General features: G+C 41.7%; 20 protein-coding genes and 1 riboswitch. Of the genes, 7 read left to right on the top strand and 13 right to left on the bottom strand.

Translation table 11 applies throughout. From position 1 onward, the window contains the following. Position 1 precedes the first annotated feature (1 nt). The 5 genes from P9989_RS01860 to P9989_RS01840 all read right to left on the bottom strand — a co-directional run bounded on the left by P9989_RS01860 (position 2) and on the right by P9989_RS01840 (position 5,214). Entirely contained in the window at positions 2 to 985 is a 984-nt protein-coding gene (locus P9989_RS01860) for an aliphatic sulfonate ABC transporter substrate-binding protein (protein WP_283077148.1), read from the bottom strand. Positions 986 to 1,003: 18 nt separating this feature from the next. After that, positions 1,004 to 2,791: a PLP-dependent aspartate aminotransferase family protein gene (locus P9989_RS01855; protein ID WP_283077147.1), complete on the bottom strand. Its 1,788-nt coding sequence runs from the start codon at positions 2,789 to 2,791 to the stop codon at positions 1,004 to 1,006. Between the two features lie 131 nt (positions 2,792 to 2,922). After that, a riboswitch (SAM riboswitch) is annotated at positions 2,923 to 3,032 on the bottom strand. A gap of 74 nt (positions 3,033 to 3,106) precedes the next feature. Continuing rightward, on the bottom strand, positions 3,107 to 4,252 hold the full coding sequence (locus tag P9989_RS01850; RefSeq protein WP_283077146.1) for a trans-sulfuration enzyme family protein: 1,146 nt from the start codon (positions 4,250 to 4,252) through the stop codon (positions 3,107 to 3,109). A 72-nt stretch (positions 4,253 to 4,324) separates the two neighbouring features. Next, on the bottom strand, positions 4,325 to 4,951 hold the full coding sequence (locus P9989_RS01845) for an NUDIX hydrolase (RefSeq protein WP_283077145.1): 627 nt from the start codon (positions 4,949 to 4,951) through the stop codon (positions 4,325 to 4,327). Positions 4,952 to 5,013: 62 nt separating this feature from the next. Continuing rightward, positions 5,014 to 5,214, bottom strand: coding sequence for a hypothetical protein (locus P9989_RS01840; protein ID WP_283077144.1), 201 nt, complete (start codon positions 5,212 to 5,214; stop codon positions 5,014 to 5,016). A 297-nt stretch (positions 5,215 to 5,511) separates the two neighbouring features. Between P9989_RS01840 and P9989_RS01835 the strand changes: the two genes are divergently transcribed. Together P9989_RS01835 and P9989_RS01830 are read left to right on the top strand one after the other, a co-directional pair. Continuing rightward, positions 5,512 to 5,688, top strand: a complete 177-nt coding sequence (locus P9989_RS01835) for a hypothetical protein (protein ID WP_283077143.1) — start codon at positions 5,512 to 5,514, stop codon at positions 5,686 to 5,688. Positions 5,689 to 5,857: 169 nt separating this feature from the next. Further along, on the top strand, positions 5,858 to 7,285 hold the full coding sequence (locus P9989_RS01830; RefSeq protein ID WP_283077142.1) for a hypothetical protein: 1,428 nt from the start codon (positions 5,858 to 5,860) through the stop codon (positions 7,283 to 7,285). Between the two features lie 6 nt (positions 7,286 to 7,291). Here the strand turns inward: P9989_RS01830 and P9989_RS01825 are convergent, their stop codons facing one another. Further along, on the bottom strand, positions 7,292 to 8,074 hold the full coding sequence (locus tag P9989_RS01825) for an alpha/beta fold hydrolase (protein WP_283077141.1): 783 nt from the start codon (positions 8,072 to 8,074) through the stop codon (positions 7,292 to 7,294). A 196-nt stretch (positions 8,075 to 8,270) separates the two neighbouring features. On the opposite strand from P9989_RS01825, the gene P9989_RS01820 reads away from it, so the two are divergent. Further along, positions 8,271 to 8,855 (top strand): SCO family protein, encoded by a 585-nt coding sequence (locus tag P9989_RS01820; RefSeq protein ID WP_283077140.1) that lies wholly within the window; start codon positions 8,271 to 8,273, stop codon positions 8,853 to 8,855. A 54-nt stretch (positions 8,856 to 8,909) separates the two neighbouring features. Here P9989_RS01820 and P9989_RS01815 read toward each other — a convergent pair whose 3' ends face one another. Continuing rightward, positions 8,910 to 9,443: a sigma-70 family RNA polymerase sigma factor gene (locus P9989_RS01815; RefSeq protein WP_283077139.1), complete on the bottom strand. Its 534-nt coding sequence runs from the start codon at positions 9,441 to 9,443 to the stop codon at positions 8,910 to 8,912. A 265-nt stretch (positions 9,444 to 9,708) separates the two neighbouring features. Between P9989_RS01815 and P9989_RS01810 the strand changes: the two genes are divergently transcribed. After that, positions 9,709 to 10,989, top strand: a complete 1,281-nt coding sequence (locus P9989_RS01810) for a helix-turn-helix domain-containing protein (RefSeq protein WP_283077138.1) — start codon at positions 9,709 to 9,711, stop codon at positions 10,987 to 10,989. A 32-nt stretch (positions 10,990 to 11,021) separates the two neighbouring features. Here the strand turns inward: P9989_RS01810 and P9989_RS01805 are convergent, their stop codons facing one another. Continuing rightward, a complete protein-coding gene (locus P9989_RS01805; protein ID WP_283077137.1) occupies positions 11,022 to 11,921 on the bottom strand; it encodes a DUF1002 domain-containing protein in 900 nt (299 codons plus the stop codon). 185 nt (positions 11,922 to 12,106) lie between these two features. On the opposite strand from P9989_RS01805, the gene P9989_RS01800 reads away from it, so the two are divergent. Together P9989_RS01800 and P9989_RS01795 are read left to right on the top strand one after the other, a co-directional pair. Continuing rightward, positions 12,107 to 12,478 (top strand): DoxX family protein, encoded by a 372-nt coding sequence (locus P9989_RS01800; protein ID WP_283077136.1) that lies wholly within the window; start codon positions 12,107 to 12,109, stop codon positions 12,476 to 12,478. Positions 12,479 to 12,536: 58 nt separating this feature from the next. Next, the gene (locus tag P9989_RS01795) at positions 12,537 to 13,061 is read left to right on the top strand and encodes a type 1 glutamine amidotransferase domain-containing protein (protein ID WP_283077135.1); all 525 of its coding nucleotides are present in this window, start codon (positions 12,537 to 12,539) and stop codon (positions 13,059 to 13,061) included. 175 nt (positions 13,062 to 13,236) lie between these two features. Here P9989_RS01795 and P9989_RS01790 read toward each other — a convergent pair whose 3' ends face one another. The 5 genes from P9989_RS01790 to P9989_RS01770 all read right to left on the bottom strand — a co-directional run bounded on the left by P9989_RS01790 (position 13,237) and on the right by P9989_RS01770 (position 17,157). Further along, positions 13,237 to 13,413: an asparagine synthase gene (locus tag P9989_RS01790; protein WP_283077134.1), complete on the bottom strand. Its 177-nt coding sequence runs from the start codon at positions 13,411 to 13,413 to the stop codon at positions 13,237 to 13,239. Positions 13,414 to 13,632: 219 nt separating this feature from the next. Beyond that, positions 13,633 to 14,499: a manganese catalase gene (locus P9989_RS01785; protein ID WP_283077133.1), complete on the bottom strand. Its 867-nt coding sequence runs from the start codon at positions 14,497 to 14,499 to the stop codon at positions 13,633 to 13,635. Between the two features lie 133 nt (positions 14,500 to 14,632). Beyond that, complete coding sequence (locus P9989_RS01780; RefSeq protein ID WP_283077132.1) at positions 14,633 to 15,187, bottom strand: spore coat protein; 555 nt, start codon at positions 15,185 to 15,187, stop codon at positions 14,633 to 14,635. A gap of 149 nt (positions 15,188 to 15,336) precedes the next feature. Further along, entirely contained in the window at positions 15,337 to 15,897 is a 561-nt protein-coding gene (locus tag P9989_RS01775; protein ID WP_283077131.1) for an NAD(P)H-dependent oxidoreductase, read from the bottom strand. Between the two features lie 99 nt (positions 15,898 to 15,996). Further along, a complete protein-coding gene (locus P9989_RS01770) occupies positions 15,997 to 17,157 on the bottom strand; it encodes an acyl-CoA dehydrogenase family protein (RefSeq protein ID WP_283077130.1) in 1,161 nt (386 codons plus the stop codon). A gap of 347 nt (positions 17,158 to 17,504) precedes the next feature. Here P9989_RS01770 and ehuB point away from each other — a divergent pair, with 347 nt between their 5' ends. Further along, a complete protein-coding gene (gene ehuB, locus P9989_RS01765; protein ID WP_283077129.1) occupies positions 17,505 to 18,389 on the top strand; it encodes an ectoine/hydroxyectoine ABC transporter substrate-binding protein EhuB in 885 nt (294 codons plus the stop codon). The last annotated feature ends 43 nt before the right edge of the window (positions 18,390 to 18,432 follow it).

Raw genomic sequence — 18,432 nt, 5'->3', positions numbered from 1 at the left:
ATTACTCGATAACTTCCTTTGCGAAGCTCGGATTAACAAGTTCATTCGTTAGTTCTTCTATATTCACACTTTGATCAATAATTTCTACATCTTTCAACACTTCACCAGCGCCCTTAACTGTTTCTTTTAAAGCTTGCCCTGGGATAGGGGCGGAAAAGTCGTTTCGCTCCATTTCTTTTTTAGCCACAGCCAAATCAATATTGGCTTCTTCGGCTAATATTTGCGCCGCTTCTTCAGGATGCTCAATAGTCCATTTCCTTGCTTTTTCATAAACCTCAATCACTGTTTTTACAATTTCAGGATGCTTTTCGGCGTAATCAGACCGTACATTTAATGATCCATATGTGTTAAAGGTCGGCTTACGGTAAAATAATTTCGCATCAGATTCGAGCTCAAGTCTTGCCATGTGTGGATCAAGTCCTGCCCATGCATCTACATTGCCCGCTGTCAGTGCAGCTGCGCCATCGGCATGCTGCAAGTTCACAAGTTCAATGTCATCTGGAGACATTCCGTGTTCTTTTAAGGCTCGAACGAGGAAAATATAGGGATCCGTTCCTAACGTAGCCGCAACTTTCTTCCCTTTTAAATCCTTAACAGAAGAAATATCGGAATCTGCATTCGTGACAAGCGCTGTCCATTCAGGCTTTGAATACAAATACACGGACTCAACTGGTGAGCCATTCGCCTTTGCCATCAGCGCTGCTGCCCCCGCTGAAGAACTGAAATCCACACTGCTCGAATTCAGGAACTCAAGTGCCTTGTTGCTACCTTGACTTAAGACGAATTCTACTTCGATTCCTTGCTCTTTGAATGCTTCTTCAGCCCAGCCTTTCTTTTTTAAAACAAGACTGGTTGGTGAATAATAAGCATAATCGAGCGTAACTTTACCAGGTTTTCCACTCTCTCCTTCGGCGTTACTTGAACAGCCAATTAAAGTAATGGTCAGCAGGAGTGCGAGAGTGAGAAATAAGTATTTTGTTCTCATCTATTTTCCCCCGTTAAATTAAATTTCGCATGCGTACGTATCGATGGTTCCTCTCAGCCGTTGTGCTTCTTTGTAAGTACAACGGTTATGCACTACTTGCAAACCTGCTTCACTGGCAATTCGTGCCGCTTCTGGTGCAATAACTCCTTCTTGCAGCCAGAACACTCCAGGCTGAACTGTTGCTGCTTCCTTAGCAATTTCAACCGCTGCCTCAGGACTGCGGAAGATTTGAACCACGTCGACTTTGAAAGGAATTGAGCTGATGTCTGGGTATGATTTTTCCCCTAACACCTCATCCTCTCTCGGATTGACCGGCACAATTTGATAACCGAGACGCTGCATCTTACGTGCTAACCGATGACTTGGACGAGAAGGCTTGCCGCTTAAGCCGACAACCGCCAGCCGCTTCGTACGGGTTACTTGTTCTCCATCCTGGTCTTCAGTAATTTGGGCAGACTGGAGGGCCCACTTAATTACTCCTTCATCATTCTCGGTAATCGCTGAACTCGTTTCTTTACCCGTTGCCGTGGCAATTGCACGATCCAGGTCATTTACAAGGTCCTTCACTGACTCTAAACCGACAGATAAGCGAATCAACTCTTCGGAAACACCACTTGCAGCGAGATCTTCGACAGATAGCTGCTGGTGGGTAGTCGATGCAGGGTGAATGATTAACGACTTCGCATCCCCTACGTTGGCTACATGTGACCATAGAGCAATGTTGTTAATGACTTGTCGACCAGCTTCACGGCCTCCTTTGATGCCAAAATTGACAATGGAACCATAACCGCCTTCTAAATACTTATCCGCTAATGAATGAGCAGGGTGTTCTTTTAATCCCGGATAGGAAACCCATTCAACATCAGGGTGGCCTTTGAGATACTCTGCCAGCTCTATCGCATTATCGTTATGACGTTCAATTCGTAAAGGCAACGTTTCGAGTCCTTGTAATAATAGGAAAGCATTTTGCGGGCTCAGGCAGGCACCCAGATCTCTTAACAACTGAACACGTAATTTAGTTACGAAGGCTAATGTCCCAAAATCTGAAGCATAACGGATGCCGTTATAACTCTCATCCGGCTCGGTGAAAACAGGGAATTTGCCGTTCGCCCAATCAAATCTTCCCCCATCAACTACCACTCCACCGATGGCAGTTCCATGTCCTCCAATCCACTTCGTAGCCGAATGAACAACGATATCAGCTCCAAAGTCAATCGGTTTACAGGAATAAGGTGTAGCAAATGTGTTGTCAACAATAAGCGGCACGCCATGGTCATGGACGATCGCAGAAACTTTTTCGAAATCTAAAACATGCAAGCTTGGATTTCCAATGGTCTCGGCGAATACAGCCTTCGTTTTGTCTGTTAACGCTTTGCGGAAGTTCTCAGGATCCTCAGGGTCAACAAAATTAACTTTAATCCCATATCGCGGCAAAGTATTAGCGAATAAATTATAGGTGCCTCCATATAAATTCGAAGCTGCAACAATTTCATCACCTGAGCCAGCCAAGTTTAAGATGGATAGTGCAATCGCTGACATCCCTGAAGCTGTAGCTACCGAAGCAACCCCATTTTCAAGTAGCGCCATCCGTTTTTCAAAAACATCTACCGTCGGATTACCAATTCTTGAATAAATATTTCCTGGTTCATCAAGAGCAAATAAGCTCTGTGCATGATCTGTATCGTGGAATACATAAGAAGTTGTTTGGTAAATAGGAACGGCTCTTGATCCAGTCGTAGGGTCCGGAGATTGACCACCGTGCAGGGAAATTGTACTTAGATCGTAACTTTCAAATGAGTTTGTCATGTTTACATCCTCCTCAAATAATGGGTTGAATTTTAATGACAAGAGGGCTTCAGGAAGGCTCGGAACAGGACATTTTCTATACGAAAAAACCCCTCTTCGATAAGAAGAGGGGTTTGAATAAACGGGTCCTCCTCTTATCTCTCAGATTCGAAAATCTGTAGGATTTGGCACCTTTTCAAACCGATGTTTGAAGGTTGCCGGGCTTCACAGGGCCTATTCCCTCTGCCGCTCTTGATAAGAGTACTTACTATTTAATTTGGCTATGTTTATGAATTATAAAGTACAACAATTAGAAAAGTCAATCATTTTTGAATATTATTTTACAGAACCAGTAATCGATTCTTTAAATTGAGACACCATATCTGCTGGATCTTCTATCCCGATCGACAATCTCACAACGTAATCATTGACGCCGATCTTGTTCCTCTCCTCATCTGTCAGTGTTCGATGGGAAGTTTTGATGGGATACGAAACCGTTGTTTCCACTCCTCCAAGGGTTGGGGTTAATTGGATCCACCCTAAAGACCGAAAGAACTTTTCAATATCTATTTCCCTGCTAAGTTCGATCGTAACAATCGCTCCATGTCCATTTTCAGAGACATGCTCAGGGTAATAAACGCGTTCCACGAGTTCCTCCTGCTGTAGGGATTCAGCCACTTCCATTGCATTGGCTGACTGCTGTTTCATCCTCAGAGCTAGTGTCTTTGCCCCTCTTTGGGTCAGCCAGGCTTCATAAGGACTTAAATTTGCCCCAAGAGAAATCACTTTACGCTTCGCCTGCTCCATAATTTCCTTGCTGCCAGCTACTACCCCTGACGTAACATCACTATGGCCGCCAATGTATTTCGTAGCACTATGAACAACTATGTCGATTCCCTGCTTGCAAGGCTGAAGTAAATACGGCGTTGCAAATGTGTTATCGACCATTGTGAATAAGCCGTGTTTGCGGGCAATCTTTACAAGTCCCCCCAGGTCTTCTACTCTTAAAAATGGATTAGATACTGATTCAGTGTAGAGTAGTTTCGTATTTTCCTGAATAGCCTGCTCAACTGCCTTTTGATCAGCAAAAGATACGACTGTAACCTCAATACCAAAGCTGGTTAGCTCTTTAGTAATCAAGTTATAGGTTCCTCCATAAAGATCTTCAGCAGCTACAATATGATCCCCCGCCTGAACAACAGCAAGAATTCCAGCTAAAATGGCAGAGGTACCGGAAGATGCGGCAACGCCTGCCTCCGTTCCTTCGAGATTTGCCACTGCCTGTCCTAATTCTTCTGTGTTAGGATTGTTCTCTCGCGAATAAGAAAAAGCCGTCTCTCCTTCATAGTAACTTTCTAAATGATCCAGGTCTTTAAAAGTAAACGAAGAGGTTTGATAGATCGGTGTTGATTTACTATGTACAGCGCTCTCTTGCTCTATTTTATTATGCACAACACGCGTTTCAAAAGATGAATGACTCATAAGTTCGCTCCTTTTTTCCATGAATGCATTAAAGTATATAGATCAACGCAATATTCTGTCAATAATCGAGCTCTAGCGCGTCTGTAATATGGCCTGCACTACATGCTGATAATAATTAAAATGGTGGGGGCAAAAGTTTGAGCGGAATAGCGGAAGATCTTCACCAGTCAACATGGATTTAGCAATGAGATCCGGGCGTTTTTTTGAAAGCATGCTTAGAAAGTCTTCAAGGTCAATCTGTACAACATCTGTAACTTCCTCATTGATCGTCAGCTCCATACGATCCTCATAGGGGCATAAATAAATATGGCAGATTTCCCGGTCTTTAATCGTTTTAAAGAGCAGCTCTTCTTTGTAAAATCCGGTGTAATTCAATTGGTCCTCCGTTATTTTCAAACCAAGCTCCTCTTCAATTTCACGCAAGCCGCCATTGACCCTGCTCTCCCCTGCTTTAATATGACCAGCAGCAGTAATGTCGAAAAGGCTGGGAAAGTCTTTCTTACTGTCAGAACGTTTTTGAAAGTAGATCAAACTTTGGTTCTCTTCATGCTGGTAAAACCAGCAATGAAAACTTTCATGCCAATCTCCATCACGATGAACGTCTTCCCTCTCCTTTTCCCCAATCGGCGTTAACCATTCACTGTAAACTTTAAGCATTTCTCTCATAGCCCCACCCATTTCTCTGCAAGTGTTAATCATTGAATCCGAAGATAAACTCTTTCAATAAGTGTATCATACTTCAAAAACAGAACGTGCAACCATTAGCATGGCTGCACGCTTTTTACAGAGAGAGGTTTGCTATAGTAATACCCTTTATATTCATAACATCCCTTGTTACTTAAATAGGCAATGTGCTCATCTGTTTCTACACCTTCAGCAGATAGTTTAAATGAAACGGCTCCCCCCTGTTGACTCTGGAGAGATTCCAGTACATGTACCACATCTTTGGATGTATGATCCAAGCAAAATCGTCTAAACTAAAAGAAGACTGTTGTCCTGAAACCTTTTACTCTAAAGGTCCGTTAATATAGACTCTATCCTTTCCACTGCCATAAAACCAAACCGGGAAGAATAGCTGTTTAAGTACGTTCCAAGGGTGTCCAACTTTCTGAGTTACTTTCCTTCACCTGCTCTACTTAGGATCACATCATCTCTTTCGTTGCTTTTACTATCGGAGTCTTTTTTCATTAACTCTACACAAAGGTTTACGGTTGTCTCTAACAAGGAAAAGGATTTAAAGAAGATAGGAGGATTTACCAATGAGTGATAAAAAACGCAAAGAAAAAGAACATGTCACAAATGAATTAGCCAACTCCTTCAGGAAACGGGCAAAACTTAACGATGCCTTCGACCATAAGCATGAAGAAAAAGATATCGAAAACGAACAAGAATCGGATGCCATGTATGAACATTATTCAGAAGATGACACGAAATAAGCTTTGTCTTCAACCTTGAGGCAAAGCTTATTTTTATGGTACAACCTATTCACTTTTCTAACTATTCTGTTACTATGTAGATACCAACCAATAGTGCCTGGTAGAAACGACAGAGGTACCGTCGATCGGCCCCAAGTCGTGCGAGGCCGAGAAAGGGTTCGACCTGTTTATGAAAAGCAGAAAACTAAAATGGGGCGGGATTGCCATCCTCCTCATCACCTTCGCTGTCGCTGTCCAGTTGTCTATGGATAAGGGGACAAAACCCAAATTGACCCAAGAAACGTTACCTTCCATGACTCAAGTGAATCTCCCCGATAACGTAAAGACCGCCAAGAGCAAAGATGAAGTTAGTCAATTTTATGAGAAGCTGACACCCGGAATCATGAAGGCTAAAACACTTGGAATCGTCTCCTCACCGAATCAGGAATATTCAATACCCCAACACAAAGGGAGCTTATTTTTAAATCATGTATGGTATACAAGAAATCGTATTTTAATCTATTACAGTTACGACCTTAGTATAATTAAAGATTATAAACATAAAAAAAACATGGAAGAGCTTCCGGCTGCTATTGCTGATGTTCAAATGGAGGCTTTAGACGGGGATCTTCCGATGCAATCCCTGAAAGTACTTATCACTGATCCAGAGCACTCAATCGCTTATAACGGAAAACTGTACACCTACGCAACGATACCCCCTGTTCGGCTGAAGAATAATACTTCTTTTCGAAACAGGAAAGGGGTACCCTTTGATCAGACGGTGCTTACCGCTCTTCATGTTGAAGTAAATGGGGACCGCTATAAGACAGATGCAGCTCCCATCCATTTCACCTATGAACCTGGAGATAGTATATTAAGGACTGCAAAATTGAAAAAAACCTATCAGGAGAAAGGGCTATCTATAGAGCTTAAAAAAGCAGAAGCTGGGTTGACGGAGACGCGAATCATCTTGGATATGAATCACCAGTCCTTACCGATTACCAACTTTTTTCAAGCGTCCATCAAGTCGAATTACGGGGAAGAAAAAGAGGTAAGGTTTCTAGCGCCATACGGGGAAAATCAGGAAATGTATGTGGCTGAATTCCCCCCTTTTGAAAAAATGCCTGATTCCTTAACTTTTCAACTTGAACAAGTTGGCCTAAAATCAGACGATGGCTATTCCTTTACTGTAGATGTCACTGATTTCAAAGAAAATATAGGGAAAAACAGTAAAGGCAAAGTAGTTGATGTTCATCAAAAAGTAGCCGCTTTGCATAACACTCATGTTTATTTAAAAAAGAAGATCTATCATCTTCCTGGTCAATCACGCTTCATTTTCACATTTAAACCAACACGGGAAGAACAAGCCATATCCCTTGCTCCTCACGATAGTTTCGTCATGGGAACGGATTATTCCCAAAAACCGGTAATCGTAGAGAACGATCAAGGCAGCAAAGATGAGGTCCATGTTTTTTCTCCTGACCATAAATCACTGAACATCTCAGTTTCTGCCCACTCCATTATGGGTGCCGATGAGTTAACCTTTACTGTTAAAGAAGCAGCCATCAGTCAGCGAATTAATCATGAGTTCACTTTTGACCTGAAAACAGCCAAGTGACTGGGATCACTTGGCTGTTTTTTTTCCTATTTTACGTTCGATGAAATCGATAATAGACTGATTAAAGATCGGCCAGTGGGTGGCTGGAAGCTGGTGCAATGCACGATCCACAATAACTAAAGTGGCATCGGGACAGGCACGGTAAAACTTTGCGTGGTGATTGATCCAGATTGCCCTTTCCCCATACATTAATAGGATAGGAATCTTTAATTGGTCCAAATCTTGTCGGCAATCATGATTAAAGGCCTGCTTATAAAACTCATACCATACCTTAGGGTCTGACTTGTTCATGTGTTCACGCAGTTCTTGTTTGTATTCTGGCCTTCTAAAATGGGATTTTCCTAACAGCATGGCAAGAGTCCGTGGACTTTTTTTTACCCATCTCATGCCCATACTGAACTCAAAGCGTAAAAAGAACGTATCAACGAAAGGAAATGCACCTGATAAGATAAGTGCTTTAACCTTATTGGGGTATTGAAGAGCAAAATATTGAGCTACGGCTCCTCCAGCCGAGTACCCGACAAGAATGATTTGATCAATATGTAAAACATCGATCAATTGTTTAATTTCTTCCGCAAAGTCTTCCAGGCTTGGGGAGAGATCAGTCGTATCTGAATCTCCATGGCCACTCAGATCAGGAATAATAAGCCGATAGTAATCGGCAAGTTCATGCTGCTGCTTGAACACTTTTCTCCCCATCCCCGGCGGATGGAGAAACAAAAGCACCTCTCCATGCCCCACATCTTCATAAAATAACCGTTGCCCAAATTGATTTGTAAAATAAGGCATAAGCATCCCTCACTGACATTTCTTAGTTCATTATTCTCCCCCGAAACGATCCAAAATATGTAGAAACCTGCCGTCAATTTGTGAATACTTCTTGACGTTTGCACAGACATCCCTAAATGTACCTTTTATAAAATTGACCTGACTATCACAGAGTCGTAAACTGAGGTATAGAAACAAAGGAAGAGAGGGTGCCCTTATGAATCATAAACGTTTGATTATACCTATATTACTTATAACTGTTGTCCTTATCCTGGCCAGTTGCGGTACTAAAGAGCTAGAAGATCCGCTGAATTGGAAAGTGGGCAGTATCAAGGCCACCACCCAGGATAAAGAGGATTTTTCGATCGAAGAGATGAAAGGAAAGGTATGGCTCGCTGATTTCATCTTTACCTCCTGTACGACAGTGTGCCCACCTATGACTCGTAATATGGCTAAAATCCAGGATATGCTTAAAGATGAAGGGGTCGAAGCCGAAATCGTATCATTCAGTGTTGACCCTAAAGTGGACACGCCAGAAAAGCTGAAGAAATTCGCTTCTGCTCAAGGGGCAGATTTTAGCAATTGGACATTTGTTACAGGTTACAACCAAGATAAGATCGAAACATTTGCTAAAGAAAGCTTCCATACGATCGCCGATAAGCCGGAAGGCGCTGATCAAGTGGCTCACGGATCCCAGTTTTTCTTAGTTAATCAAGAGGGGAAAGTTGTAAAATATTATAGAGGCTCATCAGAAGTTCCCTATGAACAAATTGTTGAAGACGTCAAAATTGCTGCTGAATAGAAAAAGGCTGAGCTCCTCGACTAGAGGTGCTCAGCTTTTTTTACATGCAGTGCTTTAGGCAGAATAAACTCTTTCTTTATGATTTTCCAGACGCTGTCCTAGATGATCACGAGCCCGTTTCATCCGCGTCTTTAACGTGTTTTCATTCATATGAAGGGCTAAGGACATTTGTTTAACAGATAATTCCCTAAAATAGTAAAGCTGTACCGCTTCATGATAATCAGGCTGCAATAGCCCGATTGCTTCATGAATACTATCATAATCTTCCTTTTCCACCATGATGGACAGTGGATTCTGCTGGTCTGCCTGTACAGCATGGAGCCATTGATCCTCCCATGGTGCCACTTTTCGACAGGTGTAGCTGCGAAGATGGTCTTTACATTGATTGATCATTATTCTAAATATCCAGGCTCGAAGACTATTTCCCTGCTGAAAAGAATCGAATTTTTCATATGCCTTCAAAAACGCCTCCTGGACCATATCTTCAGCTATCATTACATCTTTCACATATGACTGTGCGGTGCGCAGTAACGTTGAATATTCATGGTTCATTGCTTCTGTCAGCATTGTCTCTTTATCTTTTTCCATTTTGCCCCACTCCATTGTATATCCCTACACTCATTCGTTCTGTTTTTATAATCTAATCGTACTATATTTCATATATTTTCAAATCTTTTTATTGAACTATTATCATGGGACAAAAAAGCAAGTGTGCATTAAAAAATAAAGCTGAAAATTAAGAAGTGCTTATAATTTTACAGCTATTCCATTTTTATATAACTTTAGACCTATTATTAAATTGTCGATTCCTGTATGATAGAGATAGGGAATTTTTTCAAGGAGGTGTAGAACTTTGGATATTGGCAGGAGAATTTCTATCTACCGTAAGTTACACAACATGACCCTGCAACAACTTGGAGGAAAACATCTTTCTACAGCGCATCTTAGTAAGATAGAAAATGGTCACCGGCGTCCAGGCGTACATACTCTGCAAGTCATATCTAATACCTTAGGGTTGCCAGAAGCTTTTTTTAATAAATATGAAACGGAGGATCATGAAGTACACCATGTCCTCAACCAGTTACAATTGTTTATCATTACCGATCTAGACAAGGCAGCTCCCCTTATTGAAGCCATAGATGAGAATTATTATGAATATTTATCCAACGTAAATCAAGAAATGTACTTTCTGTTATTAAGGTGCAGCTACTATTGCAAAGCCCGAATGGTTAAGGAAGCAAAGAAAGTTTATGACCTATATATTAAAGCTTTTCTACACGAATATGTACTTGAAGATTTACCCCTCTACCTTAGAAATGCTTATCACTACTGTCAGGGCATCAGATACTATCAGCAAGCTGATTACCAAAGCAGTTTATGTCATTATCAGGACTTTTCCCTTGCCAAAAGTCCCCTTCCTATCAAGGCAGCTCTTACTTATAATCGGGCCGTTTTGTCAAATGCCCTTGAGGATTATCAGATGGCAATAAATTATTGCAAAGAGGTTCAAACCTATTATGAAAGTCTTAATCAAACAGAAGATGTAAGCATGATCTTGAACTTACTTGGAATCATCTATCTAAACCAAAAACAATATGAAGAAGCTATGGGTTTTCTGAATCAAGCCCAGGAACAGTCTGAGAAAGACAAAAACCGTTATTTACTTGCGCAGATTCTTCACAATAAAGGGGTGGTGATGAGGAATTTAGGGCAAATCAAAAAAGCCTGTTCCTTTTTAGAAAGCGCTCTTAAACTGAAGGAACTAGAAGGAATTTCAGCCAACAAACAAATCTCTTACCATTCCTTATGTAAGGCTTATTTACAAGAGGGAGAGTTGACACAAGCTCTAAGAATCTTTAAGAAAGCTAAAGAAGAGATTAGAGATGACGCTGACCACTACTACCTGCTCGAGTCCTTTCTTGATTACTATAGACAGACAGGAGACCAAGTCCATTACGAGCAAGGGTTAGAAAGCTGTATTACTTATTTTGAAGAAGGAACAGATAAAGAACCACTTGAAACACTCTATCAAAAGCTTGGGGATCACTTCTATGAGTTAGGAAAATACAAACGAGCCGCCGACTGTTACCTCTCCCACATTAAAACCACCTCAGGTATACCAAATTTTGGATGACCTGAGGTGGTATAAAGTGGAATAGATATCACTTAACTGACAATTGAACGAATGAAATCAGCTAGTGATTGGAAGAAACTCTTTACAGCGGATGTGAGGCTGTTCCAGAACCCTTCATCATTCACTAAGTCCTGAATGCCTCCTGCAAGTTCGTCAAGCTGGTCTTTCACTTGATCAAAATTAATATTCAGATCGCGCATTTGTTCAAATAAATCAACGAGACGCTGGCGGTCCTCGGGACTTAATTCAATGTTTAGGTTCTGCAGCTGATCCTGCACAATTTGTTCTACCTCTTCTTTTGTAGCAGGATTTTGTTCGGCAATCGCTTTTTTAATCTCCGTCAGCAGCTTGCTCACTTGCGCTTGATCAATTCCGGATTTTTCACTAATAGAGGTCGCAACATCCAGCTCCTCACTGGCCACTTCCATACGCTCCTTATCAAGCGTGACCCCTTTAGCCTCATAAGCTTTATAGATACCTGTTAAAGCAGAATGTCCGCTTACTTTAACGGACGAGGCAACGAATACATCTGCATTCTCTACACCAGCAGTCAATAGAGCATTCGCATACATTTCCTTTGTTACCTCTGTGATATGATCCGGTGTTACAATTTCAATATTTAGCCCTGTTCCGTTATCCTGGTGTAGAATTTTAACAGAGGAGTACATATTAGAATTCGGGTTCCCGCCAATATAATTCGCAAGGTCCTGACCCGTCACGGTAAACTCGTCCACTTGTTCATGCTGATTGACCTCAAGCAGTTCGGTAACTCTGCTCTTTTGCGACTCCGTTAAGGCTTCACCATACACTACGATTGGCAATCCCAGCTTTTCATTTATCCCTTCACTCCCTGTAGAAGCAAATGCCCCTTTTGGGATTATAAAACCAATTATCACAATAAAGGCTAAGAACAACAGACTCCGTTTCTTCATAACCACGGCTCCTTTTTGCTAGATTCACAATTCAAATAAGATTATGCTAAACTTAAACTTTATTATACCTATTTTCAAGCATATATCATCAACTCTTTGCCTTATTTTTTAGTTTATTCATCCAATTATACGTTCATCAAAGGGAAAATGTTTCACTTCTGGTTTATTAGAAAGGAAGGAAAGGTATGAAGATATTAAAGCAATTCGGTTTATACCTCTTTACCTTAGGGCTTTTTATAGCAGGGATAACTCATTTTATTTATGATAAAGGGTATGCACAAATGATTCCAGATTTTGTACCGCTCGAGCTTGAAATTGTCTACATGACCGGTAATACGGAATGGCTGCTCGCATTGCTCCTTATTTTCCCGCAATCTAGACGTGCAGCAGGAATAGCTACTGCGTTTTTTCTAGTGGCTGTTCTACCGGCTAATATTTATGCTGCCGTAAATGGCATTCCCGCCCCCTGGAGCGAGGATACAAGTCAGATTCTTCTCTGGATCCGGCCTTTTCTGCAGCCGTTATTAATATGGTGGGTGTTAGCTGTATCAAAATAGTCGAATCCGCTTATTCCGTTTGATACACTTATATTAGTACAGATAAGGAGGTCACCACATGCGCTTACAAGACAAGAAAGTCATTCAACTCGTAAGTAATGACTTTGAAGATTTAGAACTTTGGTATCCGCTGCTACGCTTGCAGGAGGAGGGAGCAACGGTACATCTCGTTGGCGAGAAAGCAAACGAGATGTACCCAGGAAAGTATGGGGTACCTGCAACTTCTGACTATGCCTTTGACGAGATCGATCCGGCAGACTACGATGGCATCCTTGTTCCAGGCGGGTGGTCGCCTGATAAATTGCGTCGTTATGACAGCGTGATCAACATGGTACGTCATATGGACGAACAACATAAACCGATTGGCGAAATTTGTCACGCTGGCTGGGTATTGATCTCAGCAGGGATTTTAGAAGGGCGCCAGGTAACCAGTACACCTGGCATTAAGGATGATATGATCAATGCCGGTGCAACTTGGCACGATGAAGCTGTTGTAAAAGATGAACATATCATTTCCGCCCGTCGCCCTCCGGATCTTCCACCATATGCAAAAACTTTTGCTGATTTATTAGCTGAATCATAGGCCATTTACTTGGAAGTCCCAATTGAAAAAATTCGGGACTTTCAATCTGTAACCCCTAACTGTGTATGTAAAGTCTATCTTATGTTTGGTTGCATTCGCTCGTACGTACGCACGAAAAAGCTTGTAGAGAAAACCTCTACAAGCTGAGGGAGCAGGTGATTAGTGCTCCCTTTTCCTAACGGCGATGTTGAACAAGATCGATGGTACCTAATACTACATGGGCTAATCCAAAGCCAAACATAGTGTTAGCAACCATTTTATTTGAACCGTGTTTCTGCTTCAAGACATAACCAGTGGTCGTAACAGCTGAACCTAATGCAGTTGGAATTAAACCTTCTCGCATAGTAGTCATTGTCCTCTCGAAGTCGAAATTGGTGTCTATACACCATTTTTAGTGTTACCGGTCCATGTGTAAATATACAGGTGTTTATGCTGAAATTAGAAAAAATAATGAAGCAGCACAGGCGCTTCCAAAAATTGTTGCTGCCTAATTTCTTCATGTCTTTCTTTCCTATTCGAAGCTGGTATAAATTCTTCCATATATCTCGACACTCACCTTTTTAACATGCTTTTACTGCAGATGAGGCTGAATTCCGCCGCTATTTTGCATAACTCTCATATCCTCTGGAGGTGTACCATGAATATAAGCCGGAGCTGGTATGAGCGCCGGATTTTGACCATTGGCACCAGGATTCTGTACGTATTCGAATGTACCATTCCCATCTAATGCCGGACCACTGGCCCAACGACCCGTACTGCTTTCTTCTCCTTCAGAAAAGTTCATAAACGAATAAGCCACATCAAGCTTCTCATGATCAGGGCTAAACGTGCTCGGGACCACAGCTCCCTGAGTTTGTTCTAATTCCTCAATAGCAGCCATCCACTGGTTTTGATGCATTTTATCCCTGGCAATCAGGAAAGAAAGCATATCTCTTACCCCAGGATCAGTCGTCATTTCATATAGACGAACGACTTGAAGACGTCCTTGTGATTCAGCATTTAAGTTCGCTCTGAAGTCTGCCAGCAAGTTGCCGCTCCCAATCGTATATCGTGCATTCCACGGGTATCCCGCCGCGTCATTTGGCTGTGCCCCTAGTCCATTAACGATAGCGTGTTGAGCATTCATGCCACCGAGTACTGCCTTAACAGCAGGATCTTTGGCCCCCTGCTCCTGATCATGGGCAGGAGCACCGTCCAGTAATTGAGCTATCATCGTTGCAATCATTTCTACGTGAGCAATTTCTTCCGTTCCTATATCAAGTAGCATGTCTCTATATTTGCCTTCAGCTCTGCAGTTCCATCCTTGGAAAAGGTATTGCATCATAACAGTCATTTCACCATATTGCCCGCCTAATATTTCCTGCAATTTTTTCGCATATACCGGATCGGGCTGGGAAGGTTTAGCATTATATTGAAGTTCTTTTACATGTGAGAACATTTTTATTTCTCCTTTTCAATTAGTCATTTACTCCTGTTATCTTTTGTGAAAAGGAAGCAGCTATTCTCCGTAAATTTTTCCAAACAAGAAAGCCCGCCTTCTATTAGATAGAAAACGGACCTCTTCGTGATGGTTACTGTATAGGAACAGGAGTGAAAAAACCTGCCATATCTTGTGTACTTTCCTGTGGCGCTGGCATTAAAGGATAGTATCCTTTTTGGACCATATATTGCCACGTTTCATAGGCATGACGGTTACTGTTCAAAAATGCTTTTTCTAAGAAATGACGCAAGTCAGGGTTTGCACACTCCACCGCTGCTGCAGCGTAATTTTTAGCTGAACCCTTTTGATTCAATAAATAAGCAGTAGCAATCTCTCTGTCATTGTGTGTTTGCACTTCTGTTCTTGGCTGGCCCGGTTGAAAAGGCACAGTTCCAGTCGTAAAGTCGGAGAGTTTTCTTACTGGCTGATCAGGTTGAAATTTACTAATGTCCGGTGTCGTTTGACTTTGTAAAAATTCAACCTTCAAATTGTAATCTGCTACGTGCAAAGGGAATTGACGTGTCAGCATATCCTTAAGTTCGGGATCTTGTGCCTGCTGAATAAAACTTGCCATACAGCCAATTGTATTATAGCACCCCATTGTTAATTCAGTTAAATCATGTAGTTCATGTGAGGCTAACTGCACTTTTTTTCCTCCTTAATTCTTAATATAAAGCACACGTCTATTGTGTACAGTGTATTAAAAAGTAATATAGCACCTTTAAAATTTTTCACCTCACATGGATCCTTTGGAAAATCATACTTAATTAAAGGAAGAGCGTCTGCTGATTCTTTTTAAAATGTAAGTTCCGGGATAAAGCGATTGATATGGGAATCTAATTCACTTTTATACTGTTCCAAGTCGGGCTGTTTCTTGACGTTAAAACAAGCGAATGTGTCAATTGGCTTCATTCCGGTATACTTATGAATAAGATGGAGGTGAAAAAGAACTTCCTCCACCCCTCTCCCTTCAAAAAATTTGTCTGGATTGTTAAAAGCTGAACGAGGGGCATTCCATGTTGTTGAAAACATGTACCGCTTACCATGAAGCAGACCACCCGTTCCATAATCACCTTGGTTCCCTTTAAAAAAAACCCCATACTCATGAACGGTGTCAAAATACCTTTTCAACAAGGCTGGAACACTATAACAATAAATCGGGGTTTGATATATTACAATATCTGCCCACTTCACCTTCTCCTGTTCTTCCCTCACCTCATACCCCTCTTGTATGTTTGTTGTTTGAAATTCAGATGATTTTCTTACCTTTTCGATCAAGTATAGAAAAAGGGTTTGATTGAGCACACCCTTTGAATGGGGATAATATTCGTGCCCGTTAATAACAAGGATTCTCATGTTAAGCCCCCTAAGTTGTTAAGTGTACTATTATAGATACCCCAATTTTTTCTTCCTAATTAAAAAGCATGCTCCTGACTAAAGGAACATGCTTTCTTTCTATTGATCAAGAGCTTCCCCGGCAAGCATCCTTAACACAGCATCATCCATCGGCGGATTATGCAGACCTGCACGCACATCCCGATAAAATTTTTCAAATGGCTGTTGTTTCGACAACCCTCGCCCGCCAGCGATACGCATCGCCAAATCAACAACCTCATTCGCGGCATTCGTCACAGTAAGCTTTACGGCTGCGAGTTCGGAGCCCATCTTTTTACGTTTCTCCGGTTCTTCATCCCATTTCCTGGCCGTTGCATACATGAAACTATGAGCCTGCATGAGTTTCCATTCCATCTCACCAATTTTATCCCTGATATGCCCTACCTCTGAAATGGTCGTATCAAGACTATTCGGCTGAAAGGATGTAGCAAACTCGATAGCCGCGTCTCTAGCTGCTACAGCAATTCCCAAATAACAGGCTGGAATATGAAGCAGCCAGCCTTTTGGAGAAGGTTTACTCTGCCCCTTAACCTCAACTAAATCTTGTTCATTCACTTCCACTCCATCAAGAACTAAATCATCACTCTCCGTACCACGCATTCCTAGTGTATCCCAGGTTTTATCAACACGGAGTCCAGGCTGATGCCGATCAATTAAAAACCAGCCCACTTCATCTAAATCTTCTACGAACGCTGAGACAATATAATAGTCCAGGTGGTCGGCCATCGACGCAAATGTTTTGCGGCCGTTAAGCACATATCTTCCCTCTCGTTTTACGGCCTTTGTTTCAGGAACACCTCCCCTAGTTGGGCTCCCTGTCCCTGCTTCTGTGGCTAATCGGTTAACTACCCTTTGTTCGCTTGCTACCTCCCAGGCTAACCGCTCAAACGTTTCCTGTTTCCAAGGTCTATCTTCACTAAGTTCCATCATAATTCCAAGATGCCAGCCCATTGATAAGGCAGTGGAGCCATCACCGACAGCAACCGTTTCCTGTAATAGCAGGAATTCGTATAAAGAAAGATCTTCTCCTCCATATTTGGCTGGCAAGGTAAAAGATGGGTACTCCTCTTGTTTAATGACGTTCAAGGTTTCATCGGAAAAGGCAGCCTCTCGATCGGCAGCTTTAACATGTAACCGAGCTTCTTCAGCTATATTCGAAGCTTTTCCAATTAAACGCTGATGTCTTTCATTTTTAATAAAAGAATTTAATATCTTATTCATTAACTATTCACTCCCCATTACTCTCCTTCTTAAATCATACTAAAGGAGTCGGGTTTGGGCGAATCATTCGATTGCACGTCTATTTTTCATGATACTTTCATAGCATGTACTAAAGCTCTTATTTTACAAACTTATTACAAATATCCTACGTATTTAAAGGATATGGAAGTTGTCCGTAATAAACACTGTCTAAAGACCTTATATTCGTTATAATCGGAAAATTTAGAGTTTGCTGTTTTTTTGTAACCTTGGTAGTATAAATACTACTTGCCTAGATATCTCGCCCTAAGACCGATGCACCACATTTCTTGATACTTATCCTATAAATCAACTTAAGGAGGTCAATTATGAAAAAGAGATTACTCTCAATTCTTATGATTGCGTTTTCCATTATGCTGCTAGCAGCCTGTGGATCTGAAGAATCCAATGGTAATGGCAGCGATGGTGGAGATTCTGCCCTTGCTAAAATCAAAGAACAGGGTTATGTGACAGTTGGGTTTGCAAACGAAGCTCCTTACGCCTATAAAGAAGGTGATGAATTAAAAGGTGTGGCTGTTGAAATTGCAAAAGCAGCCTTTGCAAACATGGGAGTTGAAGAAGTACGAGGTGAAATCGCAGAATGGAAACAGCTTATTCCAGGTGTTAAAACCGGAAAGTTCGACGTTATTACCGCTGCGATGGCCATTAAACCAAATCGTTGTGAACAAATTGACTTCGGTATGCCAGGAATTAAATATGGTGAAGGAATGGTTGTCGAGAAAGGGAACCCTCTTTCTTTAACCAGTTACAAAGATATTGCAGAAAATCCGGATGTGAAAGTTGCGGTTATGTCAGGAGCTACTGAGGTTGACTTCCTGAAAAGCGCAGGAGTAAGTGAAGATCAAATTGAAACATACCCTGATATTGCTGCAACCCTTGATGCTGTTAAAACAGGACGTGCCCAGGCAACAACTGCTACTGAGCTAACCGTGAAAAAAGCCATGAAATCAACAGGCGGCGAGTCACTGGAATATGTTGAAGAATTCAAACAGCCTGATGTAGAAGGAGTACCAAGTTACGGTGCAGCAGGCTTTTCCCAAGACTCTGACGAACTCCGTGAAGCGTATAACGAAGAGCTGAAGAAGATGAAAGAAAGCGGCGAATTGGCAGAGATCGTAAATTCCGTTGAATTCTTCGGCGATGGTAACCTCATCACAGAAGACATAACAGTAGAAGAGCTTTGTAAAGGGTAAATAACGAATGTGAAAGGCACCCGATAACCGGGTGCCTTTTTTT

Origin of the sequence: Halobacillus naozhouensis, from assembly GCF_029714185.1 — a bacterium.
Classification (GTDB): Bacteria; Bacillota; Bacilli; order Bacillales; family Halobacillaceae; genus Halobacillus_A; species Halobacillus_A naozhouensis.
This window is presented reverse-complemented; position numbering and strand designations above follow the sequence as displayed.